The organism is Streptomyces sp. 71268 (genome assembly GCF_029392895.1).
In the GTDB taxonomy this organism is placed as follows: Bacteria; Actinomycetota; Actinomycetes; order Streptomycetales; family Streptomycetaceae; genus Streptomyces.
In genome coordinates this window covers 1,554,412-1,579,882 of sequence record NZ_CP114200.1, presented here as the reverse complement: position 1 = coordinate 1,579,882, position 25,471 = coordinate 1,554,412, and the positions used below count along the sequence as shown (strand labels likewise).

At 74.5% G+C, this 25,471-nt stretch carries 18 protein-coding genes and 2 pseudogenes; 16 read left to right on the top strand and 4 right to left on the bottom strand.

All coding sequences use genetic code 11. The features are described 5' to 3' along the window. Positions 1-66 precede the first annotated feature (66 nt). The 3 genes from OYE22_RS05685 to OYE22_RS05675 are packed head-to-tail and all read left to right on the top strand — an operon-like array spanning position 67 to position 5,305. Entirely contained in the window at positions 67-1,737 is a 1,671-nt protein-coding gene (locus OYE22_RS05685) for an AMP-binding protein (protein WP_277323997.1), read from the top strand. Continuing rightward, positions 1,734-3,593 carry an AMP-binding protein gene (locus tag OYE22_RS05680; RefSeq protein ID WP_277319387.1) on the top strand — a complete coding sequence of 620 codons (1,860 nt, stop codon included), beginning with the start codon at positions 1,734-1,736 and terminating at the stop codon, positions 3,591-3,593. Before OYE22_RS05685 ends, OYE22_RS05680 begins: the two co-directional genes overlap by 4 nt. Before the next feature lie 2 nt (positions 3,594-3,595). After that, on the top strand, positions 3,596-5,305 hold the full coding sequence (locus OYE22_RS05675; RefSeq protein ID WP_277319386.1) for an AMP-binding protein: 1,710 nt from the start codon (positions 3,596-3,598) through the stop codon (positions 5,303-5,305). A gap of 13 nt (positions 5,306-5,318) precedes the next feature. Here OYE22_RS05675 and OYE22_RS05670 read toward each other — a convergent pair whose 3' ends face one another. Then, on the bottom strand, positions 5,319-6,059 hold the full coding sequence (locus OYE22_RS05670; RefSeq protein ID WP_277319385.1) for a hypothetical protein: 741 nt from the start codon (positions 6,057-6,059) through the stop codon (positions 5,319-5,321). A gap of 556 nt (positions 6,060-6,615) precedes the next feature. On the opposite strand from OYE22_RS05670, the gene OYE22_RS05665 reads away from it, so the two are divergent. The 9 genes and pseudogenes from OYE22_RS05665 to OYE22_RS05625 all read left to right on the top strand — a co-directional run bounded on the left by OYE22_RS05665 (position 6,616) and on the right by OYE22_RS05625 (position 16,079). Beyond that, the gene (locus OYE22_RS05665; protein WP_277319384.1) at positions 6,616-6,867 is read left to right on the top strand and encodes a thiamine-binding protein; all 252 of its coding nucleotides are present in this window, start codon (positions 6,616-6,618) and stop codon (positions 6,865-6,867) included. Beyond that, positions 6,864-7,244, top strand: a complete 381-nt coding sequence (locus OYE22_RS05660) for a helix-turn-helix domain-containing protein (protein ID WP_277319383.1) — start codon at positions 6,864-6,866, stop codon at positions 7,242-7,244. Before OYE22_RS05665 ends, OYE22_RS05660 begins: the two co-directional genes overlap by 4 nt. 440 nt (positions 7,245-7,684) lie before the next feature. Then, positions 7,685-8,185 (top strand): annotated as a pseudogene (gene uraD, locus OYE22_RS05655) (2-oxo-4-hydroxy-4-carboxy-5-ureidoimidazoline decarboxylase); the annotation flags it as partial. A 95-nt stretch (positions 8,186-8,280) separates the two neighbouring features. Then, complete coding sequence (gene uraH, locus OYE22_RS05650) at positions 8,281-8,697, top strand: hydroxyisourate hydrolase (protein ID WP_277319382.1); 417 nt, start codon at positions 8,281-8,283, stop codon at positions 8,695-8,697. A gap of 7 nt (positions 8,698-8,704) precedes the next feature. After that, positions 8,705-9,757 carry a factor-independent urate hydroxylase gene (pucL, locus tag OYE22_RS05645; RefSeq protein WP_277319381.1) on the top strand — a complete coding sequence of 351 codons (1,053 nt, stop codon included), beginning with the start codon at positions 8,705-8,707 and terminating at the stop codon, positions 9,755-9,757. Between the two features lie 134 nt (positions 9,758-9,891). Beyond that, positions 9,892-11,334 carry an 8-oxoguanine deaminase gene (locus OYE22_RS05640; protein ID WP_277319380.1) on the top strand — a complete coding sequence of 481 codons (1,443 nt, stop codon included), beginning with the start codon at positions 9,892-9,894 and terminating at the stop codon, positions 11,332-11,334. A gap of 579 nt (positions 11,335-11,913) precedes the next feature. Continuing rightward, on the top strand, positions 11,914-13,254 hold the full coding sequence (locus OYE22_RS05635) for a nucleobase:cation symporter-2 family protein (RefSeq protein ID WP_277323996.1): 1,341 nt from the start codon (positions 11,914-11,916) through the stop codon (positions 13,252-13,254). Between the two features lie 192 nt (positions 13,255-13,446). Then, the gene (locus OYE22_RS05630) at positions 13,447-14,457 is read left to right on the top strand and encodes a LysR family transcriptional regulator (protein ID WP_277319379.1); all 1,011 of its coding nucleotides are present in this window, start codon (positions 13,447-13,449) and stop codon (positions 14,455-14,457) included. A 260-nt stretch (positions 14,458-14,717) separates the two neighbouring features. Further along, complete coding sequence (locus OYE22_RS05625; RefSeq protein ID WP_277319378.1) at positions 14,718-16,079, top strand: carbohydrate-binding protein; 1,362 nt, start codon at positions 14,718-14,720, stop codon at positions 16,077-16,079. A 241-nt stretch (positions 16,080-16,320) separates the two neighbouring features. Here OYE22_RS05625 and OYE22_RS05620 read toward each other — a convergent pair whose 3' ends face one another. Continuing rightward, positions 16,321-16,878, bottom strand: coding sequence for a DUF3291 domain-containing protein (locus OYE22_RS05620; protein WP_277319377.1), 558 nt, complete (start codon positions 16,876-16,878; stop codon positions 16,321-16,323). Positions 16,879-17,147: 269 nt separating this feature from the next. Then, positions 17,148-18,779: a malate synthase A gene (gene aceB / locus OYE22_RS05615; RefSeq protein ID WP_277319376.1), complete on the bottom strand. Its 1,632-nt coding sequence runs from the start codon at positions 18,777-18,779 to the stop codon at positions 17,148-17,150. Positions 18,780-19,208: 429 nt separating this feature from the next. Between aceB and OYE22_RS05610 the strand changes: the two genes are divergently transcribed. Together OYE22_RS05610 and OYE22_RS05605 are read left to right on the top strand one after the other, a co-directional pair. After that, the gene (locus OYE22_RS05610; RefSeq protein WP_277319375.1) at positions 19,209-19,769 is read left to right on the top strand and encodes a hypothetical protein; all 561 of its coding nucleotides are present in this window, start codon (positions 19,209-19,211) and stop codon (positions 19,767-19,769) included. Positions 19,770-19,898: 129 nt separating this feature from the next. Further along, a pseudogene (locus tag OYE22_RS05605) lies at positions 19,899-20,150 on the top strand (tetratricopeptide repeat protein); the annotation flags it as partial. Positions 20,151-20,263: 113 nt separating this feature from the next. On the opposite strand, the gene OYE22_RS05600 reads toward OYE22_RS05605, so the two are convergent. Beyond that, entirely contained in the window at positions 20,264-21,022 is a 759-nt protein-coding gene (locus tag OYE22_RS05600) for a nucleotidyltransferase family protein (RefSeq protein WP_277319374.1), read from the bottom strand. A 172-nt stretch (positions 21,023-21,194) separates the two neighbouring features. Between OYE22_RS05600 and OYE22_RS05595 the strand changes: the two genes are divergently transcribed. Beyond that, positions 21,195-23,036 (top strand): serine/threonine-protein kinase, encoded by a 1,842-nt coding sequence (locus OYE22_RS05595; protein ID WP_277319373.1) that lies wholly within the window; start codon positions 21,195-21,197, stop codon positions 23,034-23,036. A 116-nt stretch (positions 23,037-23,152) separates the two neighbouring features. Next, on the top strand, positions 23,153-25,351 hold the full coding sequence (locus OYE22_RS05590; protein WP_277319372.1) for a serine/threonine-protein kinase: 2,199 nt from the start codon (positions 23,153-23,155) through the stop codon (positions 25,349-25,351). Positions 25,352-25,471 lie beyond the last annotated feature (120 nt).

The following is a 25,471-nucleotide window of genomic DNA, read 5'->3' as shown; positions in this document are numbered from 1 at the left end:
AGACTCAGATCACTCGTCGCACGATGCTAGCGAGCGCTTTGGCAATGAGGAGGACATGTGGCGGTAATCGGTCCGACCGAAGAGTTCCGGGCGGCGCGGGACTTCCTGCTCCGGCACCGGGAGGACTACGCGGCTGCCTACGCCGGGTTCCAGTGGCCGCGCCCCGAGGTGTTCAACTGGGCGCTCGACTGGTTCGACCCGCTGGCCGAGCGGGTGGACCGGACGGCCCTGCACATCGTGGAGGAGGACGGCACGGAGACCCGCCTCTCCTTCGCCGAGCTGCGCGCGCGCTCCAACCAGGTGGCCAACTGGCTGCGCGCCCAGGGTGTGCGCGCCGGCGACCGGATGGTGGTGATGCTCGGCAACCAGGCCGAGCTGTGGGAGACCGCGCTGGCCGCCATGAAGCTGCGCGCCGTCGTCATCCCCGCCACGCCGCTGCTCGGCCCCGCCGACCTCACGGACCGGATCGAGCGGGGCGGCGCCCGGCACGTCGTCGCCCGCGCCCTGGACACCGTCAAGTTCGCCGACGTGCCCGGCGACTACACGCGGATCGTGGTGGGCGCCGGGGACGAGGCGCCGGGCTGGCTCGACTACGCGGACGCCTACGCCGCGCCCGCCGACTTCACGCCCGAGGGGCCGACCCGCGCCAGCGACCCGCTGATGCTCTACTTCACCTCGGGCACCACGGCCAAGCCCAAGCTCGTCGAGCACACCCATGTCTCGTACCCCGTCGGCCACCTGGCCACCATGTACTGGATCGGCCTCAAGCCCGGCGACGTGCACCTGAACATCTCCTCGCCGGGCTGGGCCAAGCACGCCTGGTCCAACCTCTTCGCCCCGTGGAACGCGGAGGCCACCGTCTTCGTGTTCAACTACACCCGCTTCGACGCGGCGCGGCTGATGGCCGAGATGGACCGGTGCGCCGTCACCACGTTCTGCGCGCCGCCCACCGTGTGGCGGATGCTCATCCAGGCCGACCTGAGCGCGCTGCGCTCCGCGCCACGGGAGGCCGTGGCGGCCGGCGAGCCGCTCAACCCCGAGGTCATCGAGCAGGTGCGGCGGGAGTGGGGGGTGACCATCCGGGACGGGTTCGGGCAGACCGAGACGGCCGTGCAGGTCGCCAACACGCCGGGCCAGCCGCTCAAGACCGGCTCCATGGGGCGGCCCACGCCCGGCTTCGCCGTCGCGCTGCTCGACCCGGTCACCGGCGTGCCCGCCGACGAGGGCGAGATCTGCCTCGACCTGTCCGCGCGGCCGGTGGGCCTGATGACCGGGTACGCGGGCGACCCCGAGCGCACCGCCGAGGCCATGTCCGACGGCTACTACCGCACCGGGGACATCGGCGCGCGTGACGCGGAGGGCTACATCACGTACGTGGGGCGGGCCGACGACGTGTTCAAGGCGTCCGACTACAAGATCTCGCCGTTCGAGCTGGAGAGCGCGCTGCTCGAACACGAGGCCGTGGCCGAGGCCGCCGTGGTGCCCGCGCCCGACCCGGTGCGGCTCGCCGTGCCGAAGGCGTACGTGGTGCTCGCCGAGGGCTGGGAGCCGGGGCCCGAGACCGCGAAGGAGCTGTTCGCGCACTCGCGCGCGGTGCTCGCGCCCTACAAGCGGGTGCGCCGCATCGAGTTCGCCGAGCTGCCCAAGACCGTTTCCGGCAAGATCCGCCGCATCGAGCTGCGCGAGCGTACCGCCCAGGGGGGCGGCGCCGCCGAATACCGTGAGGAGTCCTCATGACCGGCCCCGCCACCAGCAGTCAGAGCACCGAGCCCGCCACCACCGGCGCGGCGCCGGCCAGTACGGGCCAGGACGCGGGCACCGCCGCGCGACCGGCCGCCGAGCGACACCCCGAGGCCGCCGCCGGCCAGACGCTGACCCCCGGGCGCGTGGAGTCGGGCCAGTCGCCACCCGCCCTGTCGTACGCCAGCGGCGCCGGTGACTCGCCGCTGCTCGGCGAGACCATCGGGGCCAACCTCGACGCGGCCATCGCCCGCTTCGGGGACCGCGAGGCGCTGGTGGACATGGCCAGCGGGCGGCGCTGGACGTACACCGAGTTCGGGCAGGCGGTGGACGGGGTCGCCCGTGGCCTGATGGCCAAGGGCGTCGGCAAGGGCGACCGGGTCGGCATCTGGGCGATCAACTGCCCGGAGTGGGTGCTGGTGCAGTACGCGGCGGCCCGGATCGGCGCGATCATGGTCAACATCAACCCGGCCTACCGCGTCCACGAGCTGCGCTACGTGCTCGAACAGGCCGGCATCCAGGTCCTGGTCTCCTCGATCGAGCACAAGACCAGCGACTACCGGCGCATGGTCGAGCAGGTCCGCGCCGACTGCAAGGCGCTGCGCGACGTCGTCTACATCGGCGACCCGACCTGGGACGGCCTGGTGCGCGCCGGAGCCGCCGTCGCGCCGGAGCGGCTCGCCGCCCGCCAGGCCCAGTTGAGCTGCGACGACCCGGTGAACATCCAGTACACCTCGGGCACCACCGGCTTCCCCAAGGGCGCGACGCTCTCCCACCACAACATCCTCAACAACGGCTTCTTCGTGGGCGAGTTGATCAACTACACCGAGCGCGACCGGATCTGCGTGCCGGTGCCCTTCTACCACTGCTTCGGCATGGTCATGGGCAACCTCGCCGCCACCAGCCACGGCGCCTGCGTGGTCATCCCCGCCCCGTCCTTCGACCCCGTCGCCACCCTGCACGCGGTCGAGCGGGAGCGGTGCACGTCGCTGTACGGGGTGCCGACGATGTTCATCGCCGAGCTGAACCTCCCCGACTTCGCCACCTACGACCTGACCACGCTGCGCACCGGCATCATGGCCGGCTCGCCGTGTCCGGTGGAGGTCATGCGACGGGTGGTCGCCGAGATGCACATGGCCGAGGTCGCCATCGCGTACGGCATGACCGAGACGTCGCCGGTCTCCACCCAGACCCGGGTCGACGACGACCTGGAGCGCCGCACCGCCACCGTCGGGCGGGTGATGCCGCACATCGAGGTCAAGGTGGTCGACCCGGCCACCGGCGTGACCCTGCCCCGTGGCGAGGCCGGCGAGCTGTGCACCCGCGGCTACTCGGTGATGCTCGGCTACTGGGAGCAGCCCGAGCGCACGGCCGAGGTGATCGACTCGGCGCGCTGGATGCACACCGGGGACCTGGCGGTGCTGCGCGAGGACGGGTACGTGCAGATCGTCGGCCGGATCAAGGACATGATCATCCGGGGTGGCGAGAACGTGTACCCGCGCGAGATCGAGGAGTTCCTCTACTCCCACCCGAAGATCGCCGACGTGCAGGTGGTGGGCGTGCCGGACGAGAAGTACGGGGAGGAGATCGCCGCCTGCGTCATCCTGCGCGACCCGGCCAACCCGCTCACCCGCGACGAGCTGGCCCGCTTCTGCCGGGGCCGCCTCGCGCACTACAAGGTGCCCCGCTACCTGCGCGTGGTCGAGTCCTTCCCGATGACGGTCAGCGGCAAGGTCCGCAAGGTGGAGCTGCGCGACGAGGTCGCCCGGGCCCTGGCCCCGCAGCGGCCCGCGCCACCCGTCGAGCCCGCCGCCCCGGCCCCGCGCCGCTCGGTCGCCGAGAGGGCCAGCTGACGATGACCCTCTCGTACGCGAGCAGCCCCGGCGGCGAACTGACGCTGACCGGGCAGACGATCGGCGCGGCGCTGGCCGAGACCACCAGCCGGCACGGCGACCGCGAGGCGCTGGTGGAGGCGGCCAGTGGCCGCCGCTGGAGCTACGCCGAACTGGACGCCTCGGTGGCCGAGGTCGCCCGCGGGCTGCTCGCGTACGGCGTGGCGGCGGGCGAGCGCGTCGGCATCTGGGCGCCGAGCAGCGCCGAATGGGTGCTGGTACAGCTCGCCGCCGCCCGCGTCGGCGCCATCCTGGTCAGCCTCAACCCGGCCTACGGGGCGGACGAGTTGGCGTACGCGCTCCGGCAGTCGGGGACCAGCGTCCTCGTCGCCGCCAGTGAGTACCGGGGCACCGACTGCCGGGCCGTGGTGCGCGCGGCGCGGGCCGCGTGCCCCGACCTGCGCGAGGTCGTGCACCTCGGCGACGCGTCCTGGACCGCGCTGCTGGCGGCGGGCGAGCGCGCTGCCGGCGAAGCGGGCCGGGGGGCGGACCGGCGTACGGGCCGGGGCGCCGGCCACGACGCGGGCGACGACGAACTGGCCGCCCGTGCCGCCACGCTGAGCTGCGACGACCCCATCAACATCCAGTACACCTCCGGCACCACCGGCCACCCCAAGGGCGCGACCCTCTCGCACCACAGCATCCTCAACAACGCCCGCATCACCGGCAGTCTGCTGCGCTACACCGAGCACGACCGGATCTGCCTGCCGGTGCCGCTCTACCACACCTTCGGCATGGTCGTCGGCGTGCTGGCGGCCGTCAGCCACGGCGCCTGCGCCGTCATCCCCGCCCCGTCCTTCGACCCCGCCGCCACGCTGCGCGCCGTCGAGCGGGAGCGGTGCACGTCGCTGTACGGGGTGCCGACGATGTTCATCGCCGAGCTGAATCTCCCCGACTTCGCCACCTACGACCTGTCCACGCTGCGCACCGGCATCATGGGCGGCTCGCCGTGCCCGGCCGAGGTGATGAAGCGGGTCATCGCCGAGATGCACCTGTCCGAGATCGCCATCGCGTACGGCATGACCGAGACCTCCCCGATCGCCACCCAGACCCTGCTGCCGGCGGCGGACGAGAGCGCCCTGCTCACGCTGCGCCGGCGCACCGAGACGGTCGGAGTGGCCCACCCGTACCTGGAACTCAAGGTCATCGATCCGGTCACGGGGCTCACCGTGGAACGGGGCGAGCGCGGCGAGCTGTGCGTGCGCGGCTACAGCGTCATGCTCGGCTACTGGGCGGAGCCCGAGCGGACGGCCGAGGTGATCGACGCGGCGCGCTGGATGCACACCGGGGACCTGGCGGTGATGGGCGACGACGGGTACGTGCAGATCGTCGGCCGGATGAAGGACATGATCATCCGGGGTGGCGAGAACGTGTACCCGCGCGAGATCGAGGAGTTCCTGCACGCGCATCCGAAGATCGCCGACGTGCAGGTGGTGGGCGTGCCGGACGAGAAGTACGGGGAGGAGATCGCCGCCTGCGTCATCCTCGCGCCGGGCGCGCGGGAGCTGACCGTGGACGAGGTCGCGGCGTACTGCGAGGGCCACCTCGCGCGCTTCAAGACCCCGCGCCTGGTACGGGTCGTGGCCGACTTCCCGCTGACGGCCAGCGGCAAGGTCCGCAAGGCGGTGCTGCGGGAGGAGACCGTCGAGGCCCTGCGCGGCCCGCGGCCATGACCGGCCCGGGCGCTCAGACCTCGGGTGGGCCCATCCGGATCAGGTCGTCCGCCGGGTCGTTGACCGGCTGCGGGGTGCCGGTGAGGTCCATCACGAACAGCGGCAGGTACAGCTCGTCCGCGCGCGATCTCGCGATGCGCGCGTACCCCGCGAGCGAGAAGAAGACGCTGACGGCCGCCTCGCTCAGGCCGTGCAGCCACAGGCACTCCACGTCGCGCACCCCGGTGGGCCGGGTCGTGGGGTCCACCTGGGCGACGATGCCGGGCCCGCGCAGGTCGACCCCGGAGGGGGCGCGGTCCTCCACCCGGCGCATGCTGGTGAAGCCGAGCCACTTCAGGTACTGCGCGGCGGCGGTCACCACGTCCCGCCCGGTGCGGATGGTCACCGGGTGGAACGCCGGCCGCAACACCGCCGAACTGGGCGCGGGATGCGCGCCGGTGGCGCCCGCGACGCCGGCGCCGCCCGTGGTCGCGAGCCGGCTGCCGGTCTCCTCCGGCGCCTCGGCCACCGGCAGCCGCACCACCGTGCCGCACGGGCAGCCGAGTTCGGGCTGTGGCCAGTGGTCCCTGCGCCCGCAGGAGTGGCAGCGCACGGCGACCCAGGAGTCCTCCCAGGTGCGGTGGTCGAGGCGGGCCACCGGGCCGGCCAGGATCGGCACGGTCAGCGGGGCGCCGCAGGCGCAGGGGAAGGTGGGCGGCGTGAACGAGTGCTCACGGCTGCACGCCGGGCACCGCACCGGCACGCTCTTGGCCATCGTCGGCTCCAGCAGGACACGTGGAACGGGGGGTTGGGTTACTACGCGCTCCCATCGTCCACGATGCGCGGGGCGTTGGGGAGACGGCGAGCGGGTTTCGGCCGTGGCCACTTAGGGCGTGTCACTTGAGGGCACCGCCGCCCAAACGCGCCCCCGGCGCTCGCCCCTCACCGCGGCGAGCGGCGAGGGGCGCCCGCCGGACCGTGCCGTAGTGCGCGAACCTTCCGCACGCCGGCCCGGCCGTGCCCCGCGCCGGGGCCCGCCCCGGCGCCCGGGGCCGTGCCCGCGCCGGCGGCCGACCGCGTCGGCGCGGCCGGCCACGGCGCCCAGGTTGGCGCGGAAGCGATCCGTCCCCTCCGTCCGGCACCGCCCGCCCGTATCCGGCCCGACACCCGCGAGCCACGGCGCGGACGCCTCCCGTGCCCCCGCACACCTGATCAACTAACGCAATACGGAAGGTCGATTCTGCTTCATGGAACAGCGTCGAGCGGGCTGGCACACTGCTGCCAGGGGCTGGGCGCGGTCGCGGGGGATGGGGCGCAGTAGGTTGGGTCGGGTGAGACTCAGGGTTGAATTCACCACCGAGCCGTTCGACCTGGACGAGACGCCGTCCCACGCGTTGGTGGCCCGGGAGGTCGTACGGGCCGCCGATCTGGACGCGGTTGACGTGGGCCCGTTCGGCAACACCGTCGAGGGCCGCCCCGACGTCGTCCTCGCGGCCGTGGACACGTTGCTGCGCCGGTCCATCGAGGCCGGGGCGACGCGCGTCTCGGTGCAGGTCAACGTCGTACGGGAGGAGGGGGCGTGACCGAGGTCGGGGACCACCCCTTCGCCGCGGCGGTCAAGCCGCTCATCGACGCCATGGGGGGCGAGATGGTGCCGCCCGAGCGCGCGGCCGGCGACGACGTCGTGCTCTCCTGGGAGGGGCGGGAGGTGCTCGCGGTGCGCCTGCCGCATCTGTCCGACTCGCTCGACCACATCCTGGCCGACCTGGAGCGGCGGCACGGCATGCCGCTCGCGGACCTGGACCGCAAGGCCAAGCAGTCGGTGGTCCGCGTGCTGGAGGCGCGCGGCGCCTTCTCCGTACGCCACGGCGTGGAGACGGCCGCGACCGCGCTCGGCGTGAGCCGCTTCACCATCTACAACTACCTGAACAGGGAGAAGGTCGGCCGGGCCGGCGAGTAGCGCCCCGGGCGCCGCGCGGTGCGGGCCGTCGATCCAACGCGGGTCGGCGGCCCTGGTGTTGTGGCGCGCGCCACGAGAATTTCAACAAACTGTTGACGATGTGCGGCGCAGGGTCTTAGCTATCCGGAAGCACGATCGAGCCCGAGCCCGGGCGCTCGTACCGCGCTCGGCCCCGGGCCGTGGCGTCGTCGCGCCGGGCGCCTGCCGCCTCGTACATCCGCCGACACCCCGATGGCCGCCGCGTCCGGCGCGGCTCGCCGCCATCCGCCGCCCGACGGGCCGGCCATCCGACCGGCCGGTCCCCGCCGCCCCACGCGCCGCCCGAGTCCGGACCGCCATACAGCTCCACACCCGCACGGCTCCACACCCCGCCCGACTCGGGGCTCCGTACAGCCCCAGGCTCTGCTCAGCCGTTTCACCGCACCACAACGGAGGCTGATGTGACGTCGAGTTCGCCACCGGGTCTCGCCCGGTTCAACGGTGCCGATGACGCCGCGGCGTCCGCCGCCCTGCACGCGGTGTGCGCGAGCCGCGCGTGGGCCGCGGCCGTCCTCGCGCGGCGCCCGTACGCCAGCGCCGACGACCTGTTGGCCGCCGCCGACGCCGCCCTGGCGGCGCTGACCGACGCGGACCTGGCCGAGGCCATGGCCGGGCACCCCCCGATCGGCCGCCCGCACCCGGGTGACCCGACCGCCGCGCACGAACAGCGCGGCATGGCGGGCGCGCCGGAGGCGCTCCGGGCCGAGCTGCTCGCGCTGAACCTCGCCTACCAGGAGCGGTTCGGGCACGTCTTCCTCGTCTGCGCCACCGGGGTGACGGCCGACGGGTTGCTGGCGGCCATCCGGGAGCGGATCGGCAACACGCCCGAGCGGGAGCGCGCCGTCGCCCGCGCCGAGCTAGGCAAGATCAATCGCCTCCGGCTGTCCAACCTGCTGGCTGACGGGGTACTCGCCACCGCGGGCCCGGAGCCCGGCGGCCCCGGCCGGGCGGCCGGCACCACCGCCGGCACGAGCGAAGGAGACGAGGGAGCAACCGGATGAGCGACCACCTCACGAGCGACGAGAACGGCGAGGCCCACACCAGCGGCGACACCCGGGCGTCGGTGTCCACCCACGTCCTGGACACCAGCGCGGGCCGGCCGGCCGCCGCGATCGGCGTCGAACTCTCCGCCCGCGCCTCACCCGACGCCGCCTGGAGCGTGCACGCGCGCGCCGCCACCGACGCCGACGGGCGCTGTACGGGCCTGCCGACGCTGCCCGCCGGCACGACGCACGCGCGGCTGCGCTTCGACGTGGGCCCCCACCTCGCCGCGTCCTCCGAGCGGGCCGGGGGCGCCGACGGCGGCGCGTTCTTCCCGGAGGTGACGGTGGCCTTCGCCGTCGCCACCGGCGAGCACTACCACGTGCCCCTGCTGCTCAACCCGTTCGGCTACTCCGTATACCGAGGGAGCTAGCACTGCCATGACAGCGTCCTCCGCGTCCTCCACGCCCTCCGTCGCGTCCGCGTCCTCCGCGTCCGCGGCGCGCCCCGCCTCGTCCGCCAACGGCCACCCCGCGGCCCGCGACGACCCCGGCCGGTCCGGGCCCGCCGTGCTGGGTCAGAACCAGTACGGCAAGGCCGAGTGCCGGGTCGTGAAGGTCAGCCGGGAGGGCGCCACCCACCACCTCAAGGACCTGAACGTCTCGGTCGCCCTCTCCGGCGACATGACCGACGTCCACCTGGAGGGCAGCAACGCGAACGTGCTGCCCACCGACACCGTCAAGAACACCGTGTTCGCCTTCGCCCAGGAGCACGGCATCGCCTCGGCCGAGCAGTTCGGCATCCTCCTCGCCCGGCACTTCGTCACCAGCCAGGAAGCCATCACCCGGGCGCGCGTGCGCGTCGAGGAGTACGCGTGGCAGCGCATCGAGACCTCCGACGACGCCTCCCGCCTCGTCGGCGCCGACGCGGTCCGGCACTCCTTCGTACGCGCGGGCCAGGAGGTGCGCACCGCGCAGGTCAGCTACGACGGCCGCGGCTGGGAGGTGATCTCCGGGCTCTCCGGGCTCACCGTCCTGAACTCCACCAACTCGGAGTTCTGGGGCTACGCCAAGGACCGGTACACGACCCTCAAGGAGACGTACGACCGCGTCCTAGCCACCGACGTGCACGCCCGCTGGCGCTACCGCTGGGCGAGCGACGAGGAGCCCGCGCCACGGTGGGACGCGGCCTACGAGCAGACCCGCACCCACCTGCTCCAGGCGTTCGCCGAGACCTACAGCCTCTCCCTCCAGCAGACGCTGTTCCAGATGGGCTCGCGAGTGATCAACAACCGCCAGGAGGTGGACGAGATCCGCCTCTCGCTGCCCAACAAGCACCACTTCCTGGTAGACCTCGAACCCTTCGGCCTCACCAACGCCAGCGCGGACGGTGCCGTGTACTACGCGGCCGACCGCCCGTACGGCCTGATCGAGGCGACCGTCCTGCGCGAGGGCGCCACCCAGTCCATTCCGACGGACCTCACCAGCCCCTGAGCGGCGGGGCGCGCGAAGTCGCCGCCACCGCACGGCGGTTGGCGCGACACGCGGTGCCGGTCGGTCGCCAGCGGCCCCCGCCGCCGGCCCCCGGCGCCCGCCCCGCCTCGACCCGACGACACCGAGGAACCCCCATGGCAGCACCGGAAGCCCCAGCCGACCCGGCGGACCACGCCCGCGACCCGCGCCGCGGCGCGGACCGGACGGGCGCGCCGGCCCGCACCGTCATCGAGAACTGCGCCGTCGCCACCGTGGACGCCCACGACACCGAGTACGCCTCGGGCCACGTGGTCGTCGCGGGCAACCGCGTCGAGTCCGTGGGCCCGGGTCCCGCCCCGGCCGACCTGCGGGGCGTGACCCGGCGCGTGGACGGCACGGGCCACCTGCTCACACCCGGGCTCGTCAACACCCACCACCACTTCTACCAGTGGCTCACCCGCGGCCTGGCCCAGGACGTGGGCCTCTTCGACTGGCTCGTCGCGCTCTACCCGGTCTGGGCGCGGATCGACGAGCCGATGGTGTACGAGGCGGCGCGCGGCTCGCTGGCCATGATGGCCAGGGGCGGCGTCACGACCGCCATGGACCACCACTACATCTTCCCGCACGGCGCCGGCGACCTGCTCGGCGCGGAGATCCGGGCCGCGCGCGAGCTGGGCGTGCGGTTCAGCCCCACGCGCGGCTCCATGGACCTGGGCACGGAACAGGGCGGACTGCCGCCCGACTTCGCCGTCGAGACCACCGAGGCGGCGCTGACCGCCACCGAGGCGGCCATCGACACCCACCACGACCCCTCCTTCGACTCGATGCTGCGCGTCGGCGTCGCGCCCTGCTCGCCGTTCTCCGTCTCCACCGAACTCCTTCGCGACGCCGCGACGCTGGCCCGCCGCAAGGGGGTGCGGCTGCACACCCACGGCTCCGAGACGGTGCAGGAGGAACAGTTCTGCAAGGAGACGTTCGGCATGGCCCCCACCGACTACTTCGAGTCCACCGGCTGGCTCGGCGACGACGTGTGGATGGCCCACTGTGTGCACCTGAGCGACTCCGACATCGCCGCCTTCGCCCGTACCGGCACGGGCGTCGCCCACTGCCCCTCGTCCAACGCCCGGCTCGCCGCCGGCACCGCCCGGGTACCGGACCTGCTGCGCGCCGGGGTGCCGGTGGGCCTCGGCGTGGACGGCACCGCGTCCAACGAGTCGGGCGAGCTGCACACCGAGCTGCGTACCGCGCTGCTCGTGCACCGCATCGCCGGCGGCGCCGACGCGTTGGGCGCCCGCCAGGCGCTGCGCATGGGCACGTACGGCGGCGCCCAGGTCCTGGGCCGGGACGCGGAGATCGGCTCCCTCGAACCGGGCAAGCTGGCCGACCTGGTGCTGTGGCGGCTGGACGGCATCGGCCACTCCACGATCGCGGACCCGGTCGCCGCGCTCGTCTTCGGCGCCCCCGCGCCCATCACCCTGTCGCTGGTCAACGGGGTGCCGGTGGTCGAGGACGGCCGGCTCACCACCGCCGACGAGGAGACCATCGCGCGCGCCGCCGGCGAGCAGGCCCGCCGACTGGCCCGCATCGCCGCGGCCTAGCCCGGCCGGCGCCGCCGCCCGAACTCGGCCGAGGGGGACGGCCCTCGGCCGGGCTCGCGGGCCACGGCCCGCGAGCACACCGCCGGCCCGGGAGGGCGCCCGCGCACCGCCTCCCCGGGCCGGCCCACGATCACCCGGCCCCCGATCACCGCCGCTCTCCGCCCGCCGCCCCGCCCCTCGTGCCCGGCATGCCCGGTCGCCACCGGCGTCACCGGCCCGGCGGCGCCGTCCCGTACCCGCGCGCCCCGCGCCCGTCCGCGTACCCGCGCGTCGGGTACCTCTCGCACCTCGCGTACCTCCCGCACCCGCGTGCTTCGCACCTCGCACCTCGCACCGCAAGCGTGCCCACCGCCCACGCACCGCTCCGCGAACTCCGCGCCCGCGAGGGCGCGTTCACCGACAGGAGGAACCGCCGTGGCGCCAGTGCCCAGGTTTCGTCGAACCACCGCAGCCTCCACGCCCGGGGCGACCTCCGCGCGGTGGCGGAAGCGGAGAGGAGAACGGGCGCCGGAGCGCGACCGCGCACCAGCGCGGGCGCGAGGGCGGTCGGCCGAGCCGCCGCATCCGGTCGACGCGACGCTGCCGCCGGGGAAGACGCTGGCCAGCGGGCTCCAGCACGTGGCCGCCATGTACGCCGGAGTGGTGGCCCCGCCGATGATCATCGGCCCCGCCGTGGGGCTCGATCCGCCCGAGACCGCCTTCCTCATCGGGGCCAGCCTCTTCACCGCCGGCATCGCCACGCTGCTACAGACGCTCGGTGTGTGGCGGATCGGGGCCCGGCTGCCGTTCGTCAACGGCGTCTCCTTCGCGAGCGTGACGCCCATGATCGCCATCGGCGAGTCGGCCGGCCCCGGCGACGCGCTGCCGGTCATCTTCGGCGCCACCATCGTCGCCGGTGTGCTCGGCTTCCTGCTCGCGCCGTACTTCCGCCGCCTGGTGCGCTTCTTCCCGCCGGTGGTGACCGGCAGCGTCATCACCCTCATCGGCCTCTCGTTGCTGCCCGTCGCCTTCAACTGGGCCCAGGGCGGGGCTCCACGCGCCGCCGACCACGGTGCCCCGGAACATCTGGCGCTCGCCGCGGTCACGTTGGCGACCGTGCTGGCGCTGCGCCGGCTGTTGCGCGGCTTCCTGCGCCAGATCTCCATCCTGCTGGGTCTGGTCGTCGGCACCCTGATCGCCGTCCCGTTCGGGATGACCAGCCCGGACGGGGTCCGGCAGGCGGACGTCTTCGGCTTCCCCACGCCGTTCGAGTTCGGCGCGCCGCAGTTCCAGCTCGCGGCGATCGTCTCGATGTGCGTGGTGATGCTGGTGTGCATGACCGAGTCCACCGCCGACATGCTCGCGCTCGGCCAGATCGTGGACCGCCCCACGGACGGCCGGACGCTGGAGGGCGGGCTGCGCGCCGACGCCCTCGGCACCGCCGTCAGCCCGGTCTTCAACGGCTTCGCCGCCAGCGCCTTCGCGCAGAACATCGGCCTGGTCGCGATGACCGGGGTACGCAGCAGGTACGTGGTGGCCACCGGCGGCGGCATCCTCGTCCTGCTGGGCATGTTCCCGGTCGCCGCCGCCGTCATATCCCTGGTCCCGCTGCCGGTCCTGGGCGGCGCGGGCATCGTGCTCTTCGGCTCGGTCGCCGCCAGCGGCATCCAGACCCTGGGGCGGGCGGACCTCGACCGGGGCGAGAACGCGCTGATCGTGGCCACAGCGCTCGGTGTGGGCCTGATCCCGATCGCCGCCCCCGGCTTCTACCACGCCTTCCCCGCCGACGTGTTGGTCGTCCTGGACTCCGGCATCAGCACCGGCTGCCTCGTGGCCGTCGCCCTCAACCTCGCCTTCAACCACCTGGGCGGCCCGACGCCAGCGACCCCCGCCGACCAGCCGGCCGGCTCGCCACCCCCACCGGTACCGACCGCCCCCTGAGCCGCGCCGCCGGCCTCAACGCCCGCCCCCGCCAGGCCGCCCCGCCCCCGCCAGGCCGCCTGCCCCGCCTGGCGTCCGCCGTTCGCGGGCCGCCTCCGCCGTTCACGGTCCGCCGGTGTCGTCACGGCCTTCCGTAGCTCTGGTCTGGACCTGGGTATTGTCCCGGGCCGACGGCGGGTCCAAGCTCGCACCATGGACCTGGAGATGCGGCATCTGAGGGCGATCCGGACGATAGCCGAGGCGGGCAGCCTGACCCGGGCGGCCGCTGTGCTCGGGCTCGCGCAACCCGCCCTGAGCGCGCAGTTGAAACGGATCGAGGCCACCCTGGGCGGGCGGTTGTTCGAGCGGGGCCGGTACGGCGTGCGGACCACCGCGCTGGGCGACTTCGTGCTGGACCGCGCCCGTATCCTGCTGCCCGCCGTGGGGCAGCTCCAGCGCGAGGCCGTGCGCCTGACCCAGGACGGCGAGCAGGCGCCCGCCTTCCGGCTCGGCGGCACCCACGGGCCGCTGCTCGGCGCCATGGTGGACCGGTTGTCCGCCGCCCACCCGGGCGCCCCGGTGACCACCCGTATCTCCTGGTCGGACCGGGAGATCGCCGCGTCGGTCGCCGACGGGCGGCTGAACTTCGCCGTCATCGGCGCGTGCGGACAGAGCACCCCGCCCGAGCCGGACCGGTTGGCCTGGCGGCAGTTCGCGGTCGACCCGATCTTCGTCATGCTCGGCACCGACCACCCGCTCGCGGCCCACTCCGAGGTCGAGTTGGCCGACCTCGCCGAGGAGGCGTGGGCCGTCGTGCCGGGCGACGGCTGCTTCGGCGAGTGCTTCAACGCCGCCTGCGCCCGGGCCGGGTTCCGGCCAAGGCGCCTGTACGAGACGGACATCGCCTCCTGCGTCTACCTGGCCGAGGTCGGCCGCGCAGCCGGCCTGTGCCGCGCCACCCTGCCCACCCCGCCGGGGCTGGTGACCCGGGCGTTGGCCGGTACGCCGCTGATGTGGCGCCACCTCATCGGCTGGGACCCCTACGGGCCCGCCGCCGACGTCGCCTCCGACGTGGTGGAGCACGCGTACGCCGCGCACGCCGACGCCGCCACCCGCAGCGAGAGTTACGCCGCCTGGCTCGCCGCGCGCGGCGCCGAGGTCTGGAACCCGGCCCCCAACCCGCGCCGGGCGCCGTCCAGACCGGGGGAGAGGTCCCTGGCGTAGCCGTGGGACGGGACCCGGGCGCGGCCGGGCGATGGGGACCTGATGTGATGGTCGTGACGCGGCGCGGTGCAGGTCGCGGGCGCGACGGTGGGGCGGACGTGGCCCGCGTGGTGGCCGGGGACCGATCGCGGCGGCGCACGTCGATGGCGGCGCCGCCACAGGTCCATACCGCGAGGCAGGGGTAAATCTGGAATCTTCTGCGGAAGAGATCGCGCCACTTACGGTTTCGCCAACCCCCACCGAAACCGAGGAGACACCCCATGCCCCAAAGACACGCCACCATCGCGTGTGCCGCGGCAGCGGCGGTCGGCGCCCTCGCCCTCAGCCTGCTGCCTGGCACCGCCTCCGCGCGATCGGCTGACTCCGCCGCCCCGACGGCCGCGGAGACCCTGCGCGTCGCCGACACCTCCCCGGCCGTCCTCGCGGCCATGCAGCGCGACCTGGGCCTGAGCAGCCCGGAGCAGGCCAAGGAGCGACTGGTCAACGAGGCCGACGCCGGCGCGCTCGCCGGCCGGCTCCAGCAGTCGCTGGGCCGCGACTTCGCCGGCGCCTGGGTCAGCGGCGCCGAGTCCACCACGCTGACCGTCGCCACCACGGACCGCTCCGAGGTCGCCGGCATCACCGCCAAGGGCGCCAAGGCCAAGCTGGTCTCGCACACGCTCGCCGAACTGGACGCCGCCAAGGCCAGGCTCGACCGCGCCGCGGTCAAGAACAGCTCGGTCGACGCCCCCTACTGGTCGGTGGACGTGCGTACCAACGCCGTCGTGGTGAACGCGGTCAAGCCGGCCGCCGCCCAGAAGCTGATCTCCGCCAGCGGTGTCGCCCGCGACCTGGTGCGCGTCGAGCGCATCTCCGAGAGCCCGCGCCCGCTGTACGACATCCGTGGCGGCGACGCGTACTACATGGGCAGCGGCGGCCGCTGCTCGGTCGGCTTCGCGGTCACCCGTGGCACCACGCAGGGCTTCGCGACCGCGGGCCACTGCGGCCGGGCCGGCACCACCACCACCGGCTTCAACCAGGTCAGCCAGGGCTCCTTCCAGGCGTCCACCTTCCCCGGCCGGGACACGGCCTGGGTCGCGACCAACAGCAACTGGACGGCGACGCCGTACGTGGCGAGCCAGGGCCAGAACGTGAAGGTCGCCGGCTCGACGCAGTCGGCCGTCGGCGCCTCGATCTGCCGCTCGGGTTCCACCACCGGCTGGCACTGCGGCACGATCACGCGGCACAACACCAGCGTCACCTACCCCGAGGGCACCATCAGCGGCGTGACCGAGACGACGGTCTGCGCCGAGCCCGGTGACTCCGGCGGCTCGTACATCTCCGGCAGCCAGGCCCAGGGCGTCACCTCCGGTGGCTCCGGCAACTGCCGCAGCGGTGGCACCACCTTCCACCAGCCCATCAACCCGCTGATCCAGGGCTACGGGCTCACCCTGAAGACCGACGACGGCGGTGGCCCCGGCCCCGGCCCCGGCCCGGGTGAGGGCACCTGGGCGGCCGGCACCACGTACAACACCGGCGACCAGGTCACCTACAACGGTTCCACCTACCGCTGCCTCCAGCCGCACCAGGCCCAGCCCGGCTGGGACCCGGTGAACGCCCCGGCGCTGTGGCAGCTCGTCTGAACCACGCACGACGGCGACCGGCTTGACGCGGTCCGGGTGACCGGACCCGCGAGCTGACCGGCCGAACGGCGCCCGCACGGGCGCCCCGGCCCCAGACCATCGCCGAGGGAGAAACGGGCGGTGCGGGACAGAGGGGTCCCGCACCGCCCGGTCCCTTTCCCACCGTTCACCTCCCGGTGGCGCACTTCCCGGCGGCCGGCCCTGTCACCACGACGGGGCCGGCCGCCGTTCGGCTCCCTCGTCAACGCACCCGCTCACCCCTCGCCCCGACGCCGGTGACGCTGGTAGCGGTCGCCTCCGGGGTGAAGGCGTGGCGGAAGGTGAAGGCGTGCGGCGCGGGGCCGTGTTCGTGCAGGTGCTCCAGCCGGGAGACCCCGTCCCGCCAGGTGGGTGTCGCGCCGTCGGGGACCCACCAGAACACGTAACCCGGGTGCGTTGACCGCTCGAACCAGTCGTGACGCCTGTTCAGTGCCGCCCGGTGCGGGCCGGTGTAGATGGCGTCGAACGCGAGGCGCAGGCCGGTCCAGAGCGAGAGGGAGGCGGCCAGGGCGAGGGTCTCCGCCGTCCGGCCCCTGTCGTACCAGGCCGGTACGGCGAACTCGCCCCACGCGCCCCAGTCCAGGTCGAAGTGCCCACCCCGCTCACCGTCGGCCGCTTCGGCGTGAGCGAGGTATCCGGGGTGCTGGCTGATCGTCCGGTAGACGGCTTCGCCGCTGTCGAGGAACTCGCCGGTGAGGGGCGCGGGGTCGGTGAGCGGCGACCTCAGGACGCCGAACGTGTACAGAGCGAGCTGGGGCATGCGTCTCCCTGGTTCGGGGCGGCTGGTGGGGACCCGCTCGGTGGCTCGCGCACGGAGCGAGGGTGTGCGGGGCATGCCCACGCACCCCGTCACAAGGGGCGCGTGGCCCGCGGGAACTCCCCGCGCGGCCGTGGCCGACCGCCGGGGACCAGGTGAAGGTAGCCGCCCTCGCGGCCCCTGTCGAAGTTGCGTTTTCCCCGCCCAGATGGCCTCCGGAACCGGCCACGAGGGGGGTCGGGTGCGGTGCCGGAAGTGGCCAACTGGCGTGCTCAGTCGAGTAGTTCGTACGCCGGCAGGGTGAGGAAGTCAGCGTAGTCCGCGTCCAGCGCCACCTGGAGCAGCAGGTCGTGCGCCCGCTGCCAGGCGCCGGCCGCGAAGGCCGACTCGCCCACCTCGGCGCGGACGGCCGCCAGCTCGTCGGCGGCGACCGAGCGCACCAACTCGGCGGTGACCAGAGCGCCGTCCTCCAGCACCACCCCCGCGTTGACCCACTGCCAGAGCTGTGAGCGGGAGATCTCGGCGGTGGCCGCGTCCTCCATCAAGTTGAAGATGGCCACGGCGCCCAGACCGCGCAGCCACGCCTCGATGTACCTGAGTCCCACCCGCACCGCGTTGACCAGCCCCGCGCGCGTCGGGCGCGCCTCCAGCGAGTCGACGGCCAGCAGGTCGGCCGCGCTCACCGCGACATCCTCGCGCAACCGGTGCTTCTGGTGCGGGCGCGTTCCCAGCACCCGGTCGAAGGCGGCCCTGGCGATCGGCACCAGGTCCGGGTGGGCCACCCAGGAGCCGTCGTAACCGTCGCGGGCCTCCCGGTCCTTGTCGGCCCGCACCTTCTCGAAGGCGACCGCGTTGGCCTCGGCGTCGCGGCGCGAGGGGATGAAGGCCGCCATGCCGCCGATCGCGTGCGCGCCGCGCTTGTGGCAGGTGCGGACCAGGAGTTCGGTGTACGCGCGCATGAAGGGCGCCGTCATCGTGATCGCGTTCCGGTCGGGCAGCACGAACCTCGGCCCGCCGTCCCGGAAGTTCTTCACGATCGAGAACAGGTAGTCCCAGCGGCCCGCGTTCAACCCCGAGGCGTGCTCGCGCAGCTCGTAGAGGATCTCCTCCATCTCGTACGCCGCCGTGATGGTCTCGATCAGCACGGTGGCCCGCACGGTGCCGCGCGCCAGGCCCAACTGCTCCTGAGCGAAGACGAACACCTCGTTCCACAGCCGCGCCTCGTGGTGCGACTCGGTCTTGGGGAGGTAGAAGTACGGGCCCCGGCCCCGCTCGGCGAGGTGGCGCGCGTTGTGGAAGAAGTACAGGCCGAAGTCGACCAGGGCGCCGGGGACGGCGCGCCCGCCCACCCGCAGGTGTCGCTCGTCCAGGTGCCAGCCGCGCGGGCGTACGACGACGGTCGCCAACTCCGCGTCCGGGCGCAGGGCGTACGACTTGCCCTCGGGGCTGGTGAAGTCGATGCGCCGGGTGAAGGCGTCGCGCAGGTTGAGCTGGCCGCCGATCACGTTCTCCCAGGTGGGCGCCGAGGCGTCCTCGAAGTCGGCGAGCCAGACGCGGGCGCCGGAGTTGAGCGCGTTGACGGTCATCTTCCGGTCGGTCGGACCGGTGATCTCCACGCGCCGGTCCTGGAGCGCGGCGGGCGCCGGGGCGACCTGCCAGTCGCCCGCGCGGATGGCCTCGGTCTCCGGCAGGAAGTCGAGCGTGCCGGTACGGGAGATCTGCGCGCGGCGTGCGGCGCGTCGCGCCAGCAGTCCGTCGCGGCGCGGCGTGAACCGCTCGTGCAGCGCGCCGATGAAGGCGAGCGCCGCGTCGGTGAGGATCTCGTCGTGACGGTCGGGGCGTCGCGCGGGGTCGTCGGCGACCGTGACGGTGACGGCCGGCGGGGGCTGGCCTGGTACGGACATGAGGGCTCACTCTCCTTCGACGGGGCGCCCACGGCCGGGCCGCTCTCGGGCCCGGGCGGGGCCAACGGGGCGGCCGGCGGGGCACGGTGGGCGGACGAGGGCGCGGCGGGCGGTGGCGGGGTGCCGCCGTGGAGCGACGGTGGCCCGGTGGGTGGTGGTGCCTCGGCGGTGGTCTTGGAGCGGCGGCACGACGGCGATGTTACTTCTGGTTGATGGAGAATAGTTTTCTCATGGCGGAAGTTCAATGGGGTCTGGTGTGGGGGCTGGTGTGCGGTCCGGTGTTCAGCGGATGCCGCTCCGTCACCCGCGTCCGTCCGGCGCCGCCCACGCGCCCGACGGGCCGACCGCCCCGCGCCGGTGCCCGGGCGAATGGCACGGGTTGTGACGAGTGCGTGGCGTGCTGGGGGATCGCCGTCGATGATGGCTCATATGACGGGACGACAGCGGGCGTTGGCCTGGGGTGGTGTGACGGCCGGGGCGTTGCTGGCCATCGGGTTGGTCGCGCTCGTGGCGATCGCCGACCTGGACACGGCGGGCCAGGCGGCGGGCATCGTGGGCACGATCGTCGGCCTGGCCGGGCTGGGCGTCTCGGTGTACGCGCTGCGGCGGCCCGCCGCACCGGCTCCGCCCGGCCCGTCCGGTCCCACCGCGCCCGTGGGCCCCGCTGTCACGGCGAGCGCGCACCGGTCCGTCGCGGTCGGCAGGAGCGTCTCCGGCACCGTGTCCACCGGCGACGGCCCCGCCCCGACACCGGCCCACCCCCGGAACGCAGCCGCGCCCACCGCCCCGCCCACCGTGCCGCCCGTGCCGCCCGCCACCGTGCACGCCCCGGGGGATCGTTCGGTGGCCATCGGCGGGGACGTCTCCGGGATCGTGTCCACCGGCGACGCCACCACCATCGGCCCGGCCACCGGCACCACCGCAGACCCGAGCGCCGGCCCGCACACCAGCCCCGGCGCCGGCGTCCACCCCGGCGACAGCGACCGCTGATGCGCCGATGGTCCAGCCGGCCGAGCGAGCCGGCACCCCCGACGAGCCCGCCCCCGACCGCCACCCCGGCCCCGCCCGCGCCGACGGACCCGCCCCAGCTCCCCACGGCAGCCCAGGGACCGGGCCGTTGAGCTGCACGAGCACAACCTCGCCGCCCGCTCGCGCGTGCTGGGCGAGGCCGACCCCGCGACGCTGACCTCCCGCGCCAACCTCGCCGAGGCGTACCGCGCGGCGGGCGACACCGCGCGCGCCCTGCCCCTGTTCGAGCGGACCCTCACCGACGCCCAGCGCGTGCTCGCCCCGGACCACGCCCTGGTCGCCTCGGTACGCCACGCCCTGACCGCACTGCGCGGCCAGCCCCCGGCCCGCGACGCCCACTGACGCCCCGTGGCCCACCCCGCGCGGCGTCGGTCGGCCACCGCGCGGAGTGGGCGCCGATGCCGGCGAGCCGCCGACACGGCCTGTTCGGAAGAAGGTCGGCCCTCCGTCGGCCGTCAGCCGTCGGGGTCGAGCAGCCGCAGGTCGGCCGGGGTGTCGATGTCCGCGCAGGAGGCGATGTCGGCGCACTCCACGAGCGTCAGCTCGGCCGCGTGCGCCCGCAGGAAGTCCCGCGCCCCACGGTCGCCGTGGGCGAGCGCGGCCACCCGGGCCCAGTGTTCCCGGGCGAACAACACGGGGTGCCCGCGCCGCCCCCCGTACGCCGCGGCCACCAGACCCGCGCCCGCCCGGTGCGCGCGCACCACCCGCGCCACCGCCTCCGCGCCCACGCCCGGCTGGTCGACGAGGAGCAAGAGGACCGCCGAGGCGCCCGAGCCTGACGGCCCGTCCGGTCCATCCGGTCGGTCCGGTCCATCCGGCTCGTCCGGCCCGTCCGGTCCGAGCGCGCCACGCGTGGCGTCGCGCACCGACGCCAGCCCGGCGCGCAGCGAGGAGCCCATACCCGTGGCCCAGTCGGGGTTGTCGATCACGACGCAGCCCGCGAGGTCGGCCAGCTCGCGCACCCGCTCCGCCGCCGCACCGAGCACCACGTGCACCGCGGGCGCGCAGCCACCCGCCCGCGCCGCGCGCACCGCGCGCTCCACCAGCGGCCGACCCCCGTGGTCGAGCAGCGCCTTGGGCCGACCGCCGAGCCGCCGGCCGCCGCCCGCGGCGAGCACCAGCCCGACGACGGCCGGCCCCTCCCCGACGCTCGTCGCCTGACCCGCTGCCTTCGCCAGTGGTGGTGCCGGTGTGATCGGTGAGGTCGCTGCCATGGCCCCTGTCCTACCGCACCACGCGCCCGGGGCGCGCTGGCGCACCGGCCAACCGGAACGCGCCCCCCCGCCCGCGCCCCGGCCCCCACCGGGCGGGCCCACCGCACCGCGTACCGGGCCCGAAGGCTCGGTTAAGGTCGGGGCGTGCGGTGCTGAAACGGGGAGGACGAAGGTGGCGGAGGTCTTCAAGGCGCTGGGGGAGAAGGACCCGCGCCAGATCGCGGGCTACCGGCTCGCCGCCAAGCTCGGCTCGGGCGGCATGGGCAAGGTCTACCTTTCGTACACGCCGGCCGGCCGCCCGGTCGCGATCAAGGTGGTGCGGCCCGACCTGAGCGAGGACCCGGAGTTCCGGGACAGGTTCCGCCGCGAGGTGGCGGCGGCCAGGCGGGTGCACGGCCTGTACACGGCGCCGGTCATCGACGCGGAGACCGAGGGCGACACACCCTGGCTGGCCACCGCGTACGTGCCGGGCCCCTCGCTGCAGTCGGTGATCACCGACCACGGCCCGTTGCCCGTGCCCACCGTGTTGCTGCTGATCGCCGGGATGGCCGAGGCGCTCGCCGCCGTCCACGAGGCGGGCATCGTGCACCGCGACTTCAAGCCGTCGAACGTGCTGCTCGCGGCCGACGGCCCGCGCGTCATCGACTTCGGCATCTCGCGCGCCGCGGACGCCAGCTCGCTCACCGGCAGCGGCATGACCATCGGCACCCCGGCCTTCATGGCGCCCGAACAGGCCGAGGCCACCGAGATCACGCCGGCCACCGACATCTTCGCGCTCGGCCAGGTGGCTTGCTTCGCGGCATCCGGTGCCCCGGCCTTCGGCGACGGCACCCCGCACGGCGTCCTCTACCGGGTCGTCCACAAGGAGCCCGATCTCAGCGGCGTGCCCGAGGAGTTGCGCGAGCTGATCGGCCGCTGTCTGGCCAAGGAGGCGGCCGACCGGCCGACCCCGGCGGAGGTCATCGCCATGTGCCGGGCCGCGTCCCCCGGCGCCGAGCTGCGCCGCCCGGAGGACTGGCTGCCCACCGTGGTCGCCGCCGACCTCGGCCAGCGGAGCGCGAGCCCCGCGCCGGCCGGTGTCTCCCCGCACGACGAGACGCTGGCCCGGGCCCGCGACGCCGACGCGAGCGGGCACCAGGGCGCGGCGGACGGCGCGGCGGCGCCCGCCCGTGGCGCGTTCGACCCGGCACGGCGCGGGCCGACCACCGGCCATCCGAACACCCCCGACCCCAGCGCCCTCGACCCCAGCACCCCGGAGCCCAACGCGGCCGACCCCGGCACCTCCGGAGCCGCCGCGTCCCCCGGGCGGGCCGGCCAGCGCGTGGCCGCGCTGGTGGCCGCCGCCGTGCTGGTCGTGGGAGCGGGCGCCGGCGCCGCGTACTACCTCGGCAAGGACGACGACGGGGACAGCTCAGCGCGGCGCGCAGGCGAGTCGAGCGCCCCCCGCACGCCCGACGGCGAGCCGAAGGGCGAGCCGTCGCGCGACGCGTCGGACCCGGCGGGCCGGGGCCCGGGGGACGGGCCGTCCGGCAGCGGGGACCGCGAGGGCGCGGAGCCGACCGGCGTGCCCAGCGGCCCGGGCAGCCAGTTGCCCGGCGGGATCAGCCCCAAGGGCGTCGACTACGACGACGTGTCGCTGCCCGACGGCTACCACCTCACCCTGGCCACCGACCCGCTGCGGCCCGACGACTCCCCGGCCACCGCCGCCGACTTCGGCTACCGCAACCCCGCCGCACCCGGCAGCGGCGGCGGCAGCGTGCGCGCCGGTGACGGCGGAAAACTGGTGCTGCTGCGGGCCGACGAGTACGGCTCCGCCACCTCCTGCCGGGACACCACCCGCTTCACCGCCGAGATCGGCCTCGGCCAGCTCGCCCCGGGCTCCCGGGTCTGCGTGCTGGCCGCCTCCGGCGACCTGGCCCTCGTCACGTACCAGGGAGCGGCGCCACAGGGCGATCCGAGCGACTACATCAGCCTCGACGTGACGGTGTGGCGGGCCGGTTCGCCGCGTACGTGAAGGAGTCAAGGTGACTGCGTCAGCGGCGGTGGCGCGGGTGGCGACTTCCGATAGGGTCACCGCTGTCACATGCAAGCCTGAGGGGCAGCCCTGATGGGGCCGGGGGACGAGACGTCATGAACAGTGTGGATTCCGCGGGGGTTTTCAAGCCACTTGAGGGCGATGACCCAACGACGGTCGCGGGTTACCGACTGAGCGCGAAGCTGGGTTCCGGGGGGATGGGCAAGGTCTACCTCTCGTACACCCTCGGCGGTCGGGCCGTGGCCATCAAGGTGATCCGGCCCGAGTTCAGCGAGGACGCCGAGTTCCGCCGCCGCTTCCGGCAAGAGGTGAAGGCGGCCCAGCGGGTGCAGGGCCTGTACACCGCGCCGGTCATCGACAGCGACCCCGACGGCCCCACCCCCTGGCTGGCGACCGCGTACGTGCCGGGCCCCTCGCTCGCCGAGTCGGTGGCCCAGCACGGCAAGCTCCCGGTCTCCACGGTGCTCTTCCTCGTCGCGGGCATAGCCGAGGCGCTCCAGGTCATCCACGGCGCGGGCATCGTGCACCGCGACCTGAAGCCGTCCAACGTGCTGCTCGCCGACGACGGCCCGCGCGTCATCGACTTCGGCATCGCGCGCGCCGCCGACGCCACCTCGCTCACCAGCAGCGGTGTCACGGTCGGCACCCCGACCTTCATGGCGCCCGAACAGGCCGCCGGCCGCGAGGTCACCCCGGCCACCGACATCTTCGCGCTCGGCCAGGTCGCGGCGTACGCGGCGATCGGCACCCCGGCCTTCGGTGAGGGCACCTCGCACGGCGTGCTGTACCGCATCGTGCACGAGGAGCCGGACCTGACCGGGCTGCCCGCGGAGCTTTCCGACCTGGTCGGCCGCTGCCTGCGCAAGGACCCGGCCGCCAGGCCCGCGCTCGCCGAGATCCTCCAGTTGTGCCAACAGGCGTCGCCGCACACCCAGTTGCGCCGGTCCGAGGACTGGTTGCCGGGCGCCGTAGCGGCGGACATCACCGGCCGGGTGCCGGCGCCGGCACCCCGCCAGGTCCCGGCGCCGCCCCAGGTCGCGCCGGCGGCGGCCGCCCCCGCGCCCGCCGCGCCGCCCGTACCGCCCGCCCCGCAGCAGGCCCCGAGCCCCGCCTATCCGGCGCACGCGCCCCAGACCCCCGCCGCGCCCCCGGCCGCGCCACCCGCCCAACCGCCCACGCCCGCCCAGCCGCCGGCCGCCGCCCCGGCCGCCGCTACGGCCCAGCCCACCGCCGCACCCGCACCCGCTCCGCAGGCCACCCCGACGCCGACACCCGCGCACACCCCGCCCCCGGTCCAGGCGGCGAACCCGGCCTACACGCCGAACCCGGCCCAGCCGGCGAACCCGGTCCAGACGCCACCGCCGGTCGCGGCGCAGCACCAGTACGGCTACCCGCAGGGCCAGGGGGCCGCCGTGCCGCCGCAGCAGTACGGCTATCCGCAGCAGCAGGCCGGCGCGCACCAGGCGTACGGCTACCCGCAGTCGGGCGACGCGGCGGGCCAGGGCGGGTACGGGCCGCCCGCGTTCTCCACCACCGCCCTGCACACCCCGGCGACCGGGTCGGACGGCGCGGGCCCGGGCTCGACCGGCACCACCGTGCTCGGCTCGCCCGAGGGCGGCGGCGCGGGGCCGCGCAAGCGCGGCCGGGGCAAGCTCGTGGCTCTGGGCGTGACGGTCCTGCTGGTCTTCGCCGCTGCGGGCGGGGTGACCACGTACGTTCTCCTCAAGGACGACGACAAGAAGTCCCACCAGGCCGAGAAGAAGGAGCCTTCCAAGGCCGCGGAGACGCGCACGCAGGCGCCCACCACCGACGAGCCGTCCACCGAGCCGAGCGACGAGCCCTCGGAAACCCCCTCCGAGACGGTACCCACCGTCGTCCCCGACCCCGAGCCGGTGACGAAGAACGGCATCAACCTGCCGGAGGGCTACCACCTGTTCTTCGCCTCCGACCCCATCGAGCCCGAGAACGGCAGCACCGACAGCGACATCGCCTACCGGAACACCTTCGGCGACCGGGAGCTCAGCACGTCGTCGCCGGACACCAAGCTGGTGCTGCTGAACAACGCGCAGGAGGGCACGCTCGAAACCTGCCGCGCCGAAACCCGGTTCGCCACCTCGATCGGCTTCGACCGACTCTCCAAGGGCTCCCGCATCTGCGTGCGCACCGGCTCCGGCCACATCGGCCTGGTGACCTTCAACGGCCTCGCGCCCGAGTCCGACCCGAGCGACTACGTCAAGCTCGACGTCACGGTGTGGCGCAACGCGCTCGACGTGGCGGTCGAGAACGACTCCTGACCGCCCGCCGCCGACCGCCCCCCACCGCCCGCCCCCCGACCGCCCGCCCCGACCGCCTGCCCCCGGCCGTTTTGGCCGGCTTTGCCGACCGGTTTTCGCCCTGTGTGTAGCGCAGCGTGC

Excerpts from the sequence above, each read along its gene's own strand:
- OYE22_RS05680 (WP_277319387.1), top strand. The coding sequence starts at position 1,734 with ATGACCGGCCCCGCCACCAGCAGTCAGAGCACCGAGCCCGCCACCACC.
- OYE22_RS05675 (WP_277319386.1), top strand. The coding sequence starts at position 3,596 with ATGACCCTCTCGTACGCGAGCAGCCCCGGCGGCGAACTGACGCTGACC.
- OYE22_RS05670 (WP_277319385.1), bottom strand. The coding sequence starts at position 6,059 with ATGGCCAAGAGCGTGCCGGTGCGGTGCCCGGCGTGCAGCCGTGAGCAC.
- uraH (WP_277319382.1), top strand. The coding sequence starts at position 8,281 with ATGAGCGACCACCTCACGAGCGACGAGAACGGCGAGGCCCACACCAGC.
- pucL (WP_277319381.1), top strand. The coding sequence starts at position 8,705 with ATGACAGCGTCCTCCGCGTCCTCCACGCCCTCCGTCGCGTCCGCGTCC.
- OYE22_RS05640 (WP_277319380.1), top strand. The coding sequence starts at position 9,892 with ATGGCAGCACCGGAAGCCCCAGCCGACCCGGCGGACCACGCCCGCGAC.
- OYE22_RS05630 (WP_277319379.1), top strand. The coding sequence starts at position 13,447 with ATGGACCTGGAGATGCGGCATCTGAGGGCGATCCGGACGATAGCCGAG.
- OYE22_RS05625 (WP_277319378.1), top strand. The coding sequence starts at position 14,718 with ATGCCCCAAAGACACGCCACCATCGCGTGTGCCGCGGCAGCGGCGGTC.
- OYE22_RS05620 (WP_277319377.1), bottom strand. The coding sequence starts at position 16,878 with ATGCCCCAGCTCGCTCTGTACACGTTCGGCGTCCTGAGGTCGCCGCTC.
- aceB (WP_277319376.1), bottom strand. The coding sequence starts at position 18,779 with ATGTCCGTACCAGGCCAGCCCCCGCCGGCCGTCACCGTCACGGTCGCC.
- OYE22_RS05610 (WP_277319375.1), top strand. The coding sequence starts at position 19,209 with ATGACGGGACGACAGCGGGCGTTGGCCTGGGGTGGTGTGACGGCCGGG.
- OYE22_RS05600 (WP_277319374.1), bottom strand. The coding sequence starts at position 21,022 with ATGGCAGCGACCTCACCGATCACACCGGCACCACCACTGGCGAAGGCA.
- OYE22_RS05590 (WP_277319372.1), top strand. The coding sequence starts at position 23,153 with ATGAACAGTGTGGATTCCGCGGGGGTTTTCAAGCCACTTGAGGGCGAT.